This window comes from Bifidobacterium sp. ESL0732 (assembly GCF_029395535.1).
In the GTDB taxonomy this organism is placed as follows: Bacteria; Actinomycetota; Actinomycetes; order Actinomycetales; family Bifidobacteriaceae; genus Bifidobacterium.
The window spans coordinates 1,216,059-1,231,338 of the sequence record NZ_CP113920.1 but is presented as its reverse complement, the minus strand read 5'-3'; the positions used below and the strand labels follow the sequence as shown (position 1 = coordinate 1,231,338).

The 15,280-nt window shown below is 53.6% G+C and carries 19 protein-coding genes; all 19 read left to right on the top strand.

Going from position 1 to position 15,280, the window contains the following annotated elements:
• Nucleotides 1-303 precede the first annotated feature (303 nt).
• The 19 genes from rpsB to OZX70_RS04705 all read left to right on the top strand — a co-directional run bounded on the left by rpsB (nt 304) and on the right by OZX70_RS04705 (nt 15,271).
• The gene (rpsB, locus tag OZX70_RS04795) at nt 304-1,164 is read left to right on the top strand and encodes a 30S ribosomal protein S2 (protein WP_277179455.1); all 861 of its coding nucleotides are present in this window, start codon (nt 304-306) and stop codon (nt 1,162-1,164) included.
• A gap of 100 nt (nt 1,165-1,264) precedes the next feature.
• Entirely contained in the window at nt 1,265-2,116 is an 852-nt protein-coding gene (gene tsf / locus OZX70_RS04790) for a translation elongation factor Ts (RefSeq protein WP_277179453.1), read from the top strand.
• A 283-nt stretch (nt 2,117-2,399) separates the two neighbouring features.
• The gene (gene pyrH, locus OZX70_RS04785) at nt 2,400-3,149 is read left to right on the top strand and encodes a UMP kinase (protein WP_277179449.1); all 750 of its coding nucleotides are present in this window, start codon (nt 2,400-2,402) and stop codon (nt 3,147-3,149) included.
• Nucleotides 3,150-3,253: 104 nt separating this feature from the next.
• Nucleotides 3,254-3,808 (top strand): ribosome recycling factor, encoded by a 555-nt coding sequence (frr, locus tag OZX70_RS04780; protein ID WP_277179447.1) that lies wholly within the window; start codon nt 3,254-3,256, stop codon nt 3,806-3,808.
• Nucleotides 3,809-3,895: 87 nt separating this feature from the next.
• A complete protein-coding gene (locus tag OZX70_RS04775; protein WP_277179445.1) occupies nt 3,896-4,888 on the top strand; it encodes a phosphatidate cytidylyltransferase in 993 nt (330 codons plus the stop codon).
• Between the two features lie 100 nt (nt 4,889-4,988).
• Nucleotides 4,989-6,212, top strand: coding sequence for a 23S rRNA (adenine(2503)-C(2))-methyltransferase RlmN (gene rlmN, locus OZX70_RS04770; RefSeq protein WP_277179442.1), 1,224 nt, complete (start codon nt 4,989-4,991; stop codon nt 6,210-6,212).
• A 186-nt stretch (nt 6,213-6,398) separates the two neighbouring features.
• Nucleotides 6,399-7,187 carry an imidazole glycerol phosphate synthase subunit HisF gene (hisF, locus tag OZX70_RS04765; RefSeq protein WP_277179440.1) on the top strand — a complete coding sequence of 263 codons (789 nt, stop codon included), beginning with the start codon at nt 6,399-6,401 and terminating at the stop codon, nt 7,185-7,187.
• 114 nt (nt 7,188-7,301) lie between these two features.
• Nucleotides 7,302-7,724, top strand: coding sequence for a phosphoribosyl-AMP cyclohydrolase (gene hisI / locus OZX70_RS04760; protein WP_277179438.1), 423 nt, complete (start codon nt 7,302-7,304; stop codon nt 7,722-7,724).
• Between the two features lie 105 nt (nt 7,725-7,829).
• A complete protein-coding gene (gene lgt / locus OZX70_RS04755; RefSeq protein WP_277179436.1) occupies nt 7,830-8,804 on the top strand; it encodes a prolipoprotein diacylglyceryl transferase in 975 nt (324 codons plus the stop codon).
• 136 nt (nt 8,805-8,940) lie between these two features.
• Entirely contained in the window at nt 8,941-9,606 is a 666-nt protein-coding gene (gene rpe / locus OZX70_RS04750) for a ribulose-phosphate 3-epimerase (RefSeq protein ID WP_277179434.1), read from the top strand.
• 49 nt (nt 9,607-9,655) lie between these two features.
• Nucleotides 9,656-9,919: a phosphoribosyl-ATP diphosphatase gene (locus OZX70_RS04745; RefSeq protein WP_277179431.1), complete on the top strand. Its 264-nt coding sequence runs from the start codon at nt 9,656-9,658 to the stop codon at nt 9,917-9,919.
• 67 nt (nt 9,920-9,986) lie between these two features.
• On the top strand, nt 9,987-10,838 hold the full coding sequence (gene hisG / locus OZX70_RS04740) for an ATP phosphoribosyltransferase (protein ID WP_277179429.1): 852 nt from the start codon (nt 9,987-9,989) through the stop codon (nt 10,836-10,838).
• A gap of 9 nt (nt 10,839-10,847) precedes the next feature.
• A complete protein-coding gene (locus tag OZX70_RS04735) occupies nt 10,848-11,468 on the top strand; it encodes a CDP-alcohol phosphatidyltransferase family protein (RefSeq protein ID WP_277179426.1) in 621 nt (206 codons plus the stop codon).
• Complete coding sequence (locus OZX70_RS04730) at nt 11,465-12,442, top strand: DUF881 domain-containing protein (RefSeq protein ID WP_277179423.1); 978 nt, start codon at nt 11,465-11,467, stop codon at nt 12,440-12,442. The genes OZX70_RS04735 and OZX70_RS04730 overlap by 4 nt, the downstream gene beginning before the upstream one ends.
• Nucleotides 12,442-12,774 carry a small basic family protein gene (locus tag OZX70_RS04725; protein WP_277144945.1) on the top strand — a complete coding sequence of 111 codons (333 nt, stop codon included), beginning with the start codon at nt 12,442-12,444 and terminating at the stop codon, nt 12,772-12,774. The genes OZX70_RS04730 and OZX70_RS04725 overlap by 1 nt, the downstream gene beginning before the upstream one ends.
• Nucleotides 12,775-12,780: 6 nt before the next feature.
• The gene (locus OZX70_RS04720) at nt 12,781-13,593 is read left to right on the top strand and encodes a DUF881 domain-containing protein (RefSeq protein WP_277179420.1); all 813 of its coding nucleotides are present in this window, start codon (nt 12,781-12,783) and stop codon (nt 13,591-13,593) included.
• Between the two features lie 4 nt (nt 13,594-13,597).
• A complete protein-coding gene (locus OZX70_RS04715) occupies nt 13,598-14,038 on the top strand; it encodes an FHA domain-containing protein (protein WP_277179417.1) in 441 nt (146 codons plus the stop codon).
• A 46-nt stretch (nt 14,039-14,084) separates the two neighbouring features.
• The gene (locus OZX70_RS04710) at nt 14,085-14,762 is read left to right on the top strand and encodes a MerR family transcriptional regulator (protein WP_277179415.1); all 678 of its coding nucleotides are present in this window, start codon (nt 14,085-14,087) and stop codon (nt 14,760-14,762) included.
• Between the two features lie 131 nt (nt 14,763-14,893).
• Complete coding sequence (locus OZX70_RS04705; protein ID WP_277179409.1) at nt 14,894-15,271, top strand: hypothetical protein; 378 nt, start codon at nt 14,894-14,896, stop codon at nt 15,269-15,271.
• Nucleotides 15,272-15,280: the final 9 nt, after the last annotated feature.

Here is a 15,280-nt window from a genome sequence, read left to right as displayed (position 1 = left end):
ACTCCATTAGCTTGGTAAGTATTTCCCATTTCTAGGTTTCGAAGACAAAACACAGCCGTCATTACGCGGATATCGAATAGTGGCCTTTTATACCAAGTTTGTGCTATTTTAAAGAACAGTGTGTTAATCGGGTTCCGAAGCGGTCACGTTGCCTAGGAATCCAATAAATATTGTCAATCAAACGCACGAATTCGCGCTATGCACGTGACGGACTGTGTCGGTCGATGGCCTCGCTTTCAAAGCGGAACCGTTGCACGCAGGCCCGCATGGCCAGGCAATAACCGACTGAAAGGTAGCATTATCATGGCTCAGATCACTATGAGCGAAATGCTGAAGGCAGGACTGCACTTCGGCCATCAGACCCGTCGCTGGAACCCCAAGATGAAGCAGTACATCTTGATGGAGCGTAACGGGATCCATATCATCAATCTCTTCAAGTCGCTCGACCTGATCGACAAGGCCTACGATTTCATCAAGCAGACCGTCGCCCACAACGGCACCGTTCTCTTCGTCGGAACGAAGAAACAGGCCCAGGAAGCCATCGCTACCCAGGCCACCCGCGTCAACATGCCTTACGTTTCTGAGCGTTGGCTCGGCGGTATGCTCACCAACTTCCAGACCGTCTCCAAGCGAGTCGCGCGCCTGAAGGAGCTGGAAGAGATGGACTTCACCGACGTTCACGGCTCCGGCCTGACCAAGAAGGAACTCCTGCTCCTGCAGCGCGAGAAGAACAAGCTCGAGAAGCAGCTTGGCGGCATCCGCAACATGACCCGCACGCCTTCGGCCATGTTCGTTGTCGACATCAACAAAGAAGCGCTGGCCGTCGAGGAAGCCCACAAGCTGAGCATCCCGGTCGTCGCTATCGTCGACACCAACACCGATCCCGACCTCGTGGATTATCCGATTCCGGCCAACGATGACGCCATCCGCGGCATCGAGCTGCTGACCAGCCTCATGGCCGACGCCGTCGCCGACGGCCTGCTCGAGCGCAGCGGCAAGGCCGAGAAGACCGAAGACAAGTCCGAGCAGCCGATGGCCGCTTGGGAGAAGGACTTGCTCAAGGACAAGGAAGAAAAGCCTGCGGAAACTGCGACGGCCACCGCCGAGACCAGCCCTGCCGAGGCCAAGTCCGAGGAGACTAAGGTCGAAGAGGCCAAGGCCTGACCGACATTGCATACAAAGGCGGTGTCGGAAACTTCCGGGTCTCCGCACCGCCTTTGGGGCATTCAACACATATTCAATAGTTTTTTACAAGGAGATATCAATGGCAGCAGTTACAGCAGCTTTGATCAAGCAAGTGCGCGACGACACCGGAGCCGGCATGATGGACGTCAAAAAGGCGCTCACCGAAGCCGAAGGCGACGTGGCACGCGCCAAGGAAATCATCCGCGCCAAGGGCATCCAGGCCGCGGGCAAGCGTGAAGGCCGTACCGCCCAGGAAGGCACCATCGCCTCCCGTGCGGTCGATACCGCCAATGGCCAGGCCGGCTATGCCGTCGAACTCAATTCCGAAACTGACTTCGTGGCCAAGACCCCGAAATTCGTAGCTTTCGCCGATGGCGTGCTCGATGACGCCATCAAGGCCGGCGCATCCACCGCTGATGAGGTTCTCGCAGCTCCGTCCGCCGATGGCACCGTCAAGGAGAGCGTGGAAGAAGCCGCGGCGCTCTTCGGCGAGCACGTCAAGGTCGGTCAGGTAGCCAAGATCGAAGGCCCGAAGGTCGAGATTTACGCGCACAAGAAGTCCGCGGAGATGCCGCCGAGCATCGTCGCCATTGTCGCCACCGATGAAAAGGGTGCCTCTGTCGCCCACGAGGCGGCGTTGCAGATTTCTGCGATGGGCGCGAAGTGGCTCACCCGCGAGGATGTGCCGGAAGATGTGGTGGCCTCTGAGCGTCGAGTAGCTACCGAGAAGTCCCAGACTGAAGGCAAGCCTGAGAAGATCATTCCCAAGATCGTGGAAGGCCGTATGAACGCCTTCTACAAAGACAACGTGTTGCTCGAGCAGGAATACGTCAAGGACACCTCCAAGTCCGTCGGCGACCTCTTCAAGCAGGCCGGTGGCAAGCTGCTCGCCTTCGCCCGCATTGAGGTCGGCAAGGGCGACGAGAAGTGATTTTCGTTTTCATAGTTTTTTGACATGAAATAAAAATGGGTTGGTGTCTTCGGATATCAACCCACATTTTATATATATAGGCGCTCTTTTTGTAACGCATAACTTATCTGATAAGCCATTTCTTTTATATAAATCTGACGACTGATTACAGAACAAGTCAATGACGACTGTTTCGATAATGAGAATTGGCCGATAAGCAGATCTACAGGCAACTTGCTGTCGTTGTGAACAGATAACCTATTAGTCAGTAATATGCCGCCGTACAAGGATAGAGAGGCCTCTGATGACTAAAGATGGCAAGGAAGATACAGCCAGACGAGTATTGCTGAAACTTTCGGGGGAGGCCTTTGGAGGTGGCCATATCGGCATCGATACAGCGGTTATCCGCCGCATCGCCCAGGAAATTCATACAGCCGTCGAGCAGGGTGTCGAAGTCGCTATCGTTGTCGGTGGCGGAAACTTCTTCCGAGGCGCTGAACTCCAGCAGGCCGGCATCGAGCGCAGCCGCGGTGACTATATGGGTATGCTCGGCACCGTCATGAACTGCCTCGCCTTGCAGGACTTTCTTGAACAGGAAGAACAGGCCACGCGCGTGCAAACCGCCATTACCATGGGCCAAGTCGCTGAACCTTATATTCCCTTGAAGGCCATCCGTCATCTCGAAAAAGGACGTGTGGTGATTTTCGGTGCTGGTGCAGGTATGCCATACTTCTCGACGGATACAGTCTCCATCCAACGTTCCTTGGAAATCCACTGCGATGCGGTTCTCATGGGCAAGAATGGTGTGGACGGTATCTACACTGCAGATCCGCGTAAGGACTCGGGCGCCAAGCGCTTCAAGACTTTGAGCTATCAGCGTGCACTGGTCGACAACCTTGCGGTCATGGATGCCGCTGCGCTTTCCATGGCCCGCGAAAACGACCAGCATATCCGTGTGTTCGGCTTGGAAGAGCCTGGCAATGTCACCAAGGCCCTCATAGGTGAACCGATCGGTACGCTTGTGTCCAATCTGGAATCAGAAATTACCCAATGATAAGTGACCATCATCTTTCCTGAGATGTATCAACCGACCAATAATCAACCAACTGAGAACGTAAAACCAAAGGCTCGTATCACGGGCCGCAAAAGGAGAACAACATGGCAAACCCTGTAGAACAAGCCAAGGAACAAATGAAGAAGTCCGTGGAGGCTACCAAGGAGAACTTCTCCGGCATCCGTACCGGTCGCGCTAACCCAGCACTCTTGAACGGCTTGGTTGTCGACTATTACGGCGCCCCAACACCGATCAAAGCCGTTGCCTCCATTGGCGTGCCCGAACCCCGCACGCTTTCCATCACCCCGTTTGACGGATCGCAGGCCAACGCGGTCGAAAAGGCCATCCGTGACTCCGATCTCGGCGGCAGCACCCGCCGCGACGGCAACGTCATTCACCTGACCATGCCGGAACTGACCGAGGACCGCCGCAAGGAATACGTCAAGCTGGCCAAGGGCAAGGCCGAGGACGGCAAGGTCGCAGTGCGCAATATCCGCCGCAAGGCCAAGGAAACCATCGACAAATCCGTCAAGGATGGCGACATGGGCGAGGATCAAGGCGACCGTCTGCAGAAAGACCTCGACAAAGTCACCAAAGAGACCACTGAAACCATTGACCAGCTCCTCGACGCCAAGGAAAAGGAAATCATGGAGGTCTGATTCGAGGTTTTTACGGGGCTTTCTGCTTTAAATTATTATGTTTTTGAAAACCGCGTGAGAAATCTTATCGGGCAGACATGAAAGAGAATGGCAATGAGCGACAAACAACGGCATGAGGCGGGCGACGAAGTGAGCGCCGCTCTCAACGACATCAACAAGAAGACCGGGCGCAACATGCCCCAGGCCGTTGCAACAGCCGTGTTCCTCATCGCCCTCATCGTCGCCTGCCTTCTCATAAAAATTGACCTCTATATCCTGTTGATCGCCGTTTTCCTGGTGCTGGCTCTGCGCGAACTCCATGTCTCGTTCGCCACTGTTCATTTGTATATTCCGCTGATTGTGCTGTGGCTGTGCTGTGCAGGTACGCTTTTATCCATCTATTACGTGCCAAACCACATATTGGCTGCTGGCGTAGGCATCGCCACTTCCGCTTTGGCAGTGGCTATTGCCGCAAACGTCCGTCATAACGTGGGCAAACGGCTTGCCGGAGCAATCGAGGGCAAGCTTGCTGCCGCGCGGGACATCGAGAAAGCCTCCGATTCTGCGGCTGTCAACAGCAGAACTGGTGAAAGCAGCATCGACAACGTTGCGGTATCAGTATTTCTGGTGCTTTATATCCTCGTATTGGCTTCATGCATCATTCTTCCTGAGACGTTCAACGGCCATCCGGTGGCTCATGCCATCATGCTGATTTTTCTTCCAGCCCTTTCCGATACAGGTGGACTTTTCTTCGGTGCGTTCCTTGGCAAGCACAAGCTTTCACCGCGCATTTCGCCTAAGAAATCCGTCGAGGGCCTCTGCGGTTCGATTCTTTTCGCTATGGTCGGAGCCTTCGTGATTTTCGCGATTACTTATCCCACCCTTTGGATGACGCACTGGTGGGTGCCGATTCTCACCGGAGTGATGGTCGGCGTCATCGGCACTTTCGGCGATTTGTGTGCCTCGATGCTCAAGCGCGACATGGGCTTGAAAGACATGGGCCACCTCTTGAAGGGCCATGGCGGGGTTATCGACCGCGTCGATTCGATTCTGCTATGTGCGCCGTTCTTCACTGTGCTGCTTTGGGCGACGGGTATGTAGGCTTCGCATACTTTAGATTTTTATACGAATTATTTTTATGGATAAGGTTCCATTTTACGGATACTAATAAAAGCATCTGGCTTATTAAATGACAATGATTATGAATGATATTGAAAAAGACGATTCAGGACTTTCCGAATCAGCACGTACTTCTTCTCCCTCTACCGAATCCGTCGAATCCGGCGTAACCGCCGGGGGAGAGAGGGGAGCTTTTCGTGATGTGCTGGCCAAGAACCATGCACGCCGTGGAAAGCCGCCGCTGCATTTCGCTGATATGACCGAAGAACAGCGCATCGAAACGGCAAAAAAGCTCGGCATGCCAAAATTCAGGGTCAAGCAGCTGGGTAACCATTATTTCGAACATTTCAACAGCGACGTCTCTACATTTACTGATTTTCCCGCTGCCAAACGTGAGCAGGCGCAGCAGGCGTTCTTCCCGACGTTGATCACTGAAGTCACCCATCAAGTCGCCGACAACGGCACCACCATCAAAACGTTATGGGAGCTTTTCGATGGTTCACATATCGAATCCGTGCTCATGCGCTATCCGAACCGCGCCACACTGTGCATCTCCAGCCAGGTTGGCTGCGGCATGGGCTGCCCGTTTTGTGCCACAGGTGGGCTTGGCTTGACGCGTAACCTTTCCACAGCCGAAATCCTCGAGCAGGTGCGCATCGCTGCCAAGGCGATGGCCAACGGACAAGTCGCCGGTGGCCCGGGCCGTCTGAGCAACGTCGTGTTCATGGGCGAAGGCGAGCCTATGGGCAATTACAAGTCCGTGCTTTTCGCCGTTCGGCAGATCAGCGCCATGCCACCTCAAGGCTTCGGCATTTCTGCACGCAACATCACTGTTTCCACCGTCGGCGTGGTTCCCGGCATCAAGAAACTGACGAACGAAGGCATTCCGGTGCGTCTTGCCGTTTCGCTTCACGCACCGAACGACACGCTTCGTGATGAACTGGTGCCGATGAACCGGCGTTTCAATTCCGAGCAGGTGCTCGATGTGGCACACGATTATTACTTGGCTAGCCATCGCCGTGTCAGCATCGAATACGCGCTCATGCGTGGCATCAACGATCAGGCCGAGCATGCTCGTCAGCTGGCCCATCGGCTCAACCATTATGGCGACAACTGGGTACACGTCAATCCGATACCCCTCAATCCCATCGAAGGCTCGAAATGGACTGCTTCGAAGCCCGAGGATGAGCAACGCTTCCTTGATATCCTGCACAGTGCCGGTATCACAGCGACCTTACGTGATACCAGAGGTTCCGATATTGACGGAGCCTGTGGCCAGCTGGCGGCGAAAAACACTCGGGCATAGGCGAAGCGCGGTTACGTTTACTAATTCAAATCTTTCCGTATATTGAAGAATTTCCGCTAGACTGCTAATTTGATACGCCTTGTGATTCGCATCAATGGAATCGCTGTTTTGAGATGGTATGTTCTCAATTCCAGATGATGAATTAGTCTTGAATGAGATATTTGACGGTTGAGTAGGAGTGGCTTTATGTCATTGGCAGTACGAGTGATTCCCTGTCTGGACGTGGACGACGGGCGCGTGGTCAAAGGCGTGCATTTCGAGAACCTGCGCGATGCCGGTGACCCGGTCGAACTTGCCGGACGCTATTACGACGAGGGCGCCGATGAGCTGACATTCCTTGATGTCACCGCTTCCAGTAGTCATCGGCAGACCATGATGGATGTGGTCACGCGCACAGCGGGCCAGATTTTTATTCCTCTGACCGTCGGCGGGGGAGTCCGCACGGTCAGTGACGTCGATGCCTTGTTGCGCAGCGGTGCCGATAAGGTCAGTGTCAACACGGCAGCCATCAATAATCCTGAACTCATCAGCCAAGTCGCCGAACGTTTCGGCAACCAAGTTCTGGTGCTTTCCGTGGACGCAAGACGTGAAAAAGGGGAGCAGCACACCAAGTCTGGCTTCGAAGTCACTACGATGGGTGGGCGACACTCCACCGGCATCGACGCTCTGTGGTGGGCGCAGCGGGCCCAAGAACTCGGTGTCGGCGAGATTCTACTGAATTCGATGGATGCTGACGGAACGGGAGATGGCTTTGACATCGAGATGCTTAAGGCCATGCGCAAGGTAGTCAGTATCCCACTGATTGCCAGCGGCGGCGCGGGCAAGCTCGAGGATTTTCCGCCGGCTGTCGAGGCCGGCGCGGATGCGGTACTTGCAGCTTCCGTGTTCCACTATGGCAAGATGACCATCGCCCAAGTCAAGCAGACGATGAAGGAACACGGCATCACAGTGCGAGAGCCAGCGACGGTTCGATAAAACTGACTGAAACATAACATAACTCAATATTCTACGGGTTGCGCTGGGAACTCATCGATAAGAGCGCAATCGTAACCTGTAGCAAAAAGAAACCAAGAAAGACTGAAGAACAAGTTGAACAACGACGATATCACTTACGACAACAGCAAAACGTTGGATCCGCGACTTGCGGCACGCATGAAGCGAGACGATAAAGGCCTTGTGGCGGCGGTCATCCAGCAGTACGACTCCAAGCAGGTACTGATGGTCGGCTACATGAACGACGAAGCGCTGCGTCGCACATTGACCACCGGCCGCGTGACTTTCTGGTCTCGTTCACGTCAGGAATATTGGCGCAAAGGCGACACCTCAGGGCATGTCCAGTATGTTAAAAGCCTCTCGTTCGATTGTGATGGCGACGCGCTGCTCGTTGAAGTCGATCAGGTGGGTGCGGCTTGCCATACGGGGGCACGTTCCTGCTTCGACGAAGGTGGGGAAGTCCCCGTCGTCGTCGGCGAGCGGAAGCCTGAAGACGCTGCCTACGACGTTTGCCGTTGAAATTCTGCAAATCACAGCGGTTATGGCCTCGGGTATGATGGCCGGCAGAGACAATATTGACGAAAGTTGCTTTGAGGGGCCATGATACAAGGATTGACACTGAATATGCTTGCAGGACGTAACCTGGCTTATATTCCATCCCCAACCATTTCAAAGGTTGTCATACCGCAGCTGAAGATCGGCAACTGGTCGATCGGCCCGATTCAGATTCATTTTTATGCGCTGTGTATTCTTACCGGCATTGTACTTGCCGTATGGATCTGTGAAAAGCGATGGAAGAAACTCGGCGGCAATTTCGATCAGGTTCTTGACATCGCATTATGTGCGGTTCCTGCCGGCATCATCGGAGCACGACTCTATCATGTGGTAACCACACCGGAACGGTTCTTTGGGCCAACTGGCGACCCGATGGAAATACTGCGTATCTGGAACGGTGGCCTCGGTATCTGGGGTGGAGTGCTTTTCGGGGCCTTGGCGGCCTGGGCATGGTGCCGTCACAAGCATTATCCGATGGCATTGCTCGCTGACGCAGTGGCTCCGGGACTCCTTGTGGCACAGGCGGTCGGCAGGCTTGGCAATTGGTTCAATCAGGAGCTTTACGGAGCTCCCACAACACTCCCCTGGGGACTGAAACTCAATATGACAGGTTCGGCCATCGGTCACGCCGAGCAGTGCTACGACGGTGAGACCTGCCCGACAGGAACCCTTTTCCAACCCACGTTTCTTTACGAAATGATCTGGAACCTCATCGGTGCGGCTCTCATCATCTGGATCGGCCACAAGACGATGAACAGGCTCAAGGCCGGAAGTCTGTTCACCATTTACGTCATGTGGTACACCGCCGGACGGACCTGGATCGAGGCGTTGCGTATCGATTTCGCACATGAAATCCTCGGTGTGCGCGTCAATGTCTGGGTTTCCATGGTCGTCTTCGTGCTGGGAGTGGTGGCCTTTATCGTCGTTCAACGGTTGGGGAGTTCGACCATAAGCCTTTCCGAGCGTCTTCGCACACTAACGGAAGTCGAGGAACAGGCCGAAGCCGATGCCCAAAAGCAAAAAGACAAGGCCGAAAAGAACTAAGCCAATCAAAAAACGCGATAGCCGAAACCATTATTATGACATCATAAATTCTGTTGTCTAAAAAGGTGGCTAATATTCTCGCAGGCTTTATTACAAGCCGTTTTCAAGTCGTTCGCCCAGCATAGGATATACAGTTATGACCATTCAAATCGCACCAAGCATTCTTTCCGCGGATTTCTGCAATCTTGAACGTGACCTTAAGGCCATCGACCATGCCGATTTGGTTCACGTCGATGTGATGGATCATCATTTCGTTCCGAATCTCACTCTCGGCGAACCTGTCGTCAAGCGCATCTGCGAGGTGACCGATTTGCCTGTCGATGTGCATCTGATGATTGAGGATCCCGACCGCTGGGCTCCCGAATACGCCAAGCTTGGAGCCGCTTCGGTGAGCTTCCATATGGGTGCCGTCCATGCCCCGGTGCGTCTCGCACGTCAGCTCCATGAGATGGGATGCAAGGCCTGCTTCGCTGTGCGTCCTGCGGAACCGGTCGAACCGATTTTCGATATCTTGGAAGAGTTCGACATGATTCTGATCATGACGGTCGAACCCGGATTTGGTGGCCAGAAGTTCCTCGACAATCAGATGGCCAAGGTCCGTCGCCTGCGTGACGAGATCACACGCCGTGGCCTAAACACCCATATCCAGGTCGACGGTGGCGTGAGCCCCAAGACGGCCGACATCGTGGCCAAGGCCGGTGCCGATGTGCTTGTTGCGGGCTCAGCGGTCTATGGGGCCGACGACCGTGCCAAGGCGATTGACGATATCCGTGCCAAGGCAGAAGCCGCATATCAGGCCTGAATAACCACCCGTCACGCTACGCAGTGCGGAAAACAACGGAGAGATAACGATGAAGACATTCGAATCACTGTTCAAAGAACTCAGTGAAAAGGCCGAGACCCGTCCGGCAGGTTCCAAGACAGTCGATGAGCTCGACAAGGGTACACATTTCATTGGTAAGAAAATCAACGAAGAGGCAGGGGAGACCTGGATCGCCGCCGAATACGAAGGCGCGGACCGCACTGCCGAAGAAATGAGCCAGCTCATCTACCATATTCAGGTCATGATGATCAAGCATGGCATCAGCCTTGAAGATCTTTATAAAAACCTTTAAAAGAGAACCGATGGCATTGCATATCGATGAATGGCAATGAAAACAGAGAAGTAAAGGAGGAAAGAAAATGCTGAGAATAGCTGTACCCAACAAAGGCATGCTCTCGGAGTCTGCATGGAGTCTCTTGAAGGAAGCCGGATACCAACTGCGTACCCAACCACGCCAATTGGTGGTCGAAGACCATGACAACCAAGTTGAGCTTTTCTACCTCCGTCCCCTGGATATCGCCATCTATGTCGGGCAAGGAGCCATCGATCTCGGCATTACCGGTCGTGACATGCTGCTGAACACCGAAACGGAAGCCAGTGAGGACATTCCGCTCGGCTTTGGAGCTTCGACCTTCCGCTTTGCAGCGCCCAAGGATTCGCCGATCACCAAGCTTGAAGACGTCAACGGCAAGCGAATCGCAAGTTCGTTCGACAAGCTGGTCGGTGATTATCTTGCGTCCCACGGTCTGCACGCCGATATCACCCATCTTGATGGGGCTGTGGAATCATCGGTTCAACTCGGCGTCGCCGATCTTATCGCCGATGTGGTGTCCACCGGTACCACGCTGCGCAATGCCGGGCTTCGCATCTTCGGCGATCCTATTCTGCATTCGGAAGCCATTCTCATCCGTTCCCCCCGTATCGCCGACAACGACAAACGCCTGCTGATCTTCAAGCGTCGTCTCGAAGGTGTGCTTACCGCCCGACGATATGTCATGATGGACTATGACGTACCTGTCAGCAAAGTCGCAGCTGCCGTGGCGCTTACACCGGGTTTGGAGAGCCCGACGATTTCACCGCTGCGTGACCAGCAGTGGTGTGCTGTTCGAGCCATGGTTGAACGCGAGAAGGTGAACCAAACGATGGATCAACTATACGATGTCGGTGCGCGAGCCATCATCGTCACCGCTTTGCAAGCTTCAAGAATCTGAACCTGACTCATGAAACTTCCAATCAATTCCAACAACCGTTACAGTCCGGACGCGCGTGATATCTACATCACCGTGCCGAACCTCATCAGTCTTCTGCGTATCATATCGATACCTTTTATTTCGTGGTTGACTGCGCAGCACAAGATGGTTGCCGCACTTGTTGTGCTTGCGGTTTCCGCCGCAAGCGACGGTTTGGATGGAATTATCGCCCGTAAATGGAATCAGGTCAGCAAAATAGGTCAGATTCTCGACCCGGTGGCCGACAGACTGCTGATATTTTGCAGTATTCTTGCACTTGGTTTGGCGGGAATCATTCCGTGGTGGATGCTCTTCATAGTAGGTCTGCGTGACCTTATCCTGTTGGTGCTGATTTTCGTTCTGGCCCAGCACGATTACGGGCCTTTGCCCGTGCATTTCGTCGGAAAAGCCGGAACTGCGTTGTTGATGATTTCAATAGCCGCACTGATTTTCGCAGATTTGTGGAATAACACATTCACGCAAATTCTTCATCTCGCTGCTTTGGCGGCAGGGATCTGGGGCATCATCCTTTATTGGTTGGCGGGATATATCTACATTCGCCAAGGTGTTACCTTGCTTCGTCGTGACTCGAGCAAATCGAACAATAAATGATGAAACCGGAACGAACACCTGCGTCCTTTTCCGTTGAAATCGACGAACAACCGAGCAAACGACGCGCGGTGTTCTCCAAAGGCGTTCAAAATGTCGGGTCTTGGCATGTCATCAGCGAAGATGATGCCTTGGCTCTTGCTTCCCGTCATCGCCGCAAGGTCGATGACGATAGTCTTCGGCTTATCGATGATCTGACCAATCGCCCGCTGGATCCTCTGTTTTCCGATGCCAGACTTACCCAGCAGAAACCACATTCGAAATTCTCCATTTGGTTCACCCGTATCATTGTCTTCATCATCTGCATTGCTGTGGGTTTTGTTGGCAGTGTTTTCGTCCGTCAGCTCAATACAGACCCGCGCAAACAGGTACGAGCAAGCCTCATCTCAGAGTTGGAAGCGCAGAACGCCAGTCTCAAGAAAGTCACCACCGAAGTGACCGACTTGCATGCCAAAGTCGTGAAACAATCCGATTCCATGCCGAATGCAGGCCCGGATTCAACACTGACTCAGGACGAAATGGCGAACGGCGCACTGCCGGTCAAAGGGCCTGGAATCGTCTTTACTTTGGCGGATCCGGTGGCATCCGGTGCCACGAACGGAGCTGCTCCTCGGGAAAACAGCACGAGTCATATTCGTGTAGTCACCGATGCGGATCTCCAAAACATCGTCAACCAACTTTGGAAGGCCGGTGCCGAGGCAATTGCCATCAACGGGTACCGTATCGGAGTTTCAACTTCGGTACGTACCGCAGGACAAACAATTCTCATAGGGGTGAATCAGGTGACAAGTCCTTATAAGATAGAAGCGATTGGGAATCCGAAAGACCTGTCGCAGCAAATGAGCAGCAAATCGCAACCGGACCTGTACCGTACGCTGAACGCGGCCGGCATCAATCCGCAGATATCGCGAACCTATTCATTAAAGCTTGCGGCGGCGGAAACCACCAATGTAAGTGAAGCAAAAAGGAGCAAATGATGGCAGCAGTGCTCGGTCTGATCATCGGGGTCATCATCGGCATCTTCGTGAAGCCGGATATCCCCATAGTATTGCAGCCATACCTGCCCATTATGGTGGTGGCGGCTCTCGATGCCTTGCTCGGCGCTGCAAGGGCTTACTTCGAACGTTCCTTCTCCGACAAGGTGTTCGTCATATCCTTCATCTCCAACGTCCTGACCGCCACACTGCTCGTACTGCTAGGCAACCAGCTTGGCGTCGGATCCCAGCTGCAAACCGCCGTCATCGTTGTGCTCGGCATACGAATCTTCTCCAACGTCTCCGCCATCCGCAGGTTCATCTTCAAAGGCTGATTCGTAATGGCAGACAAAAAAACTCATAACATTCTCAACCGCATGCACGTCCAGCATGCCCAGGATCGGGAAAATGACCGTACCGATACCGGCTCCTTCCCCTTGGTTCGTAAAAAGCCGAGAAAAATTGGGGGCGGCATCGCCACCCGGCTTATGACCAGCTTGCTGATCGTCCTGTTATGCGCTCTCCTCGGTTTCGGCTACGCCATCCAGCTCAACAACAAAACGTCCAGCTACGAGACGATGAGCGAAGAGGAGCTTACCAGACTCATCAGCGAGACCAGCACCCAGGTTCAGAACCTGCAACAGCGCAAAACCGAGCTGACCGGCCAGCTCAACTCGTTGAAGGCCGCAGCCAACAAGCAGCAAGAGGCCCAGCGCATCGCCGAGGAGAATGAAGACACCAGCGGCATCCTTTCCGGCCGCCTGCCCGCCGAGGGCAAGGGTGTCATCATCACGATCACCCAAGGCAGCAAGGAACGCATCGACGCTGCCACCATGTTCCAGTTGCTCGAAGAGTTACGCAACGCAGGTGTCGAGGTCATGGCATTGGACAACGTGCGTGTGGTGACTTCGACCTATATCTCAGACACCAAAAAAGGTCTGGAATGCGATGGCCAAATGTTGAAGACACCATACAAGGTCAAGGCCATCGGTGATCCGCAGAACCTGGCGAACGCAGTCAACATTGCAGGGGGAGTCGGTTCCAGATTCAAGGTGAAATTCGGTGCTGACGTCACTGTAACATCCAGCGAAAGTGTAGATATCAGCGAGACACGCGATGTCGGGCCGTATCAGTACGCGAAAACGGTAGAATGAAAATATGACTAATCCGATTCCAAGTGCAGGTGAAACGACCATCATCGGTCTGCCTGCTGTCAATATCCCTGCCACCTCTGCAGGTGACCGTCCGTTGACCCAAGACGATCTGGACACGATTACCAAATTGTCGCCGGGTTCGGCATTGCTGATTTCGACCAGGGGAGCGGTGTCCGGTTCACGCTATCTTCTCGACGAGGACGAAGTGAGTGTCGGACGCGACCCTCATGCCGACATCCTCTTGGACGATTCCACAGTTTCCCGTGCACATGCGGTCTTCCGTCGTAAAGGCAACAGCTTCGAAGTTGCCGACGCGGGAAGTCTGAACGGGACATATGTCAATCGTCAGCGCGTCGACCGCGCAACATTGCATAACGGAGACGAAATCATGATCGGAAAGTTCCGTCTGGTGTTCTTCTCGCCCTCCGCTGTGGTTGCCAGGTAAGGCTTTTGCTCTGAATCGAAACTCGTGAGGAAGAAAGGGAATTGCCATGGATGTCGCAAACAAAGTGACAACGATAGCTAGGGCTTCATCTCGTTCTTCCTCTCTTGGCAAAAACTCCAAAACTCAACGAGCAAGTTCCGCCGACTTGGTGCAGGGGGAGCTGTTCTCCGAATCAACTGATGAGGCAGCCACCCGAGGTTATCGCGGAACCGTTGCTTCCAAGGTCGCCGGCATCACCTACCGTCAGCTTGATTATTGGGCCCGCAAACAGATTGTGGTTCCCTCGATTACGCCTTCCCACGGCTCAGGTTCAAGAAGGCTGTATTCGTTCAAGGATGTCCTGATTCTGGCAGTATCAAAGAAACTGCTGGATACCGGCGTCAACCTGCAGAACGTCACTGCCGCCATCGGTTTCCTTTCGCGTCACCAAACGGCGCAATTGGAGCACATGACCATCATCTGTGATGGCCAGGATGTCAAGGAATGCGAGAATGGCGACGAAGTGCTCAAGCTGATTGATCAGGGAACGGCCGTTTTCGCGGTTTCGGTGGGGAAGTTGTGGCATCAGGTCGAAACACAGCTTGAGCAGGAGAAACACGTCGACATCACGTCTGCCGATTCATCCGTTTCAACGTTGCCGACATTGCCTATCGATGACATTGCAGCTGAACGAATGCGCCAAAAATTGAAAAACCAACGTCTTGAACGGGCTGCGGAACATTGATTTCATATTCGGATATTTATGCTACAAGCTATTAATCATAAATTATTATTCGATATTTAAATATTCGGGTTTTGAACACCTAGACTTTTTCGAAAATATCGATTGGATACCAGCGCAAAGGGTTTGAACACATGGCTGCTATACTTCCTGGATTCTTGTGGGTCTTCGCCCTGTTATGGGCCTTGGGAATCTGCGCTATCTGTCTGGTCAACGGTGCCCTGCGCAAGAAGACCGACCATCGCAAGGTCGAAACCGTTCAATGGTCAGTCATCATCATGCAAATCGTTTCCATGTTTTTATGTTGTGCACCTTATGGCGTATACAAATTGCTTTACACCCAAATCCACGCCACCACCCGCCATGTCTACGCCATGCTGGGCATCCCGTCCGCCGTCGTTCTCGGCATTTTCTTCGTGGCCGAACTGGTCCTGATGTATCTACAAGCCAAGCAAGCCCAACGCAGCATCATTGACGAGGTTCTCACCAAACGTCACCATGTGCAGTTGTAGGGGGTCACG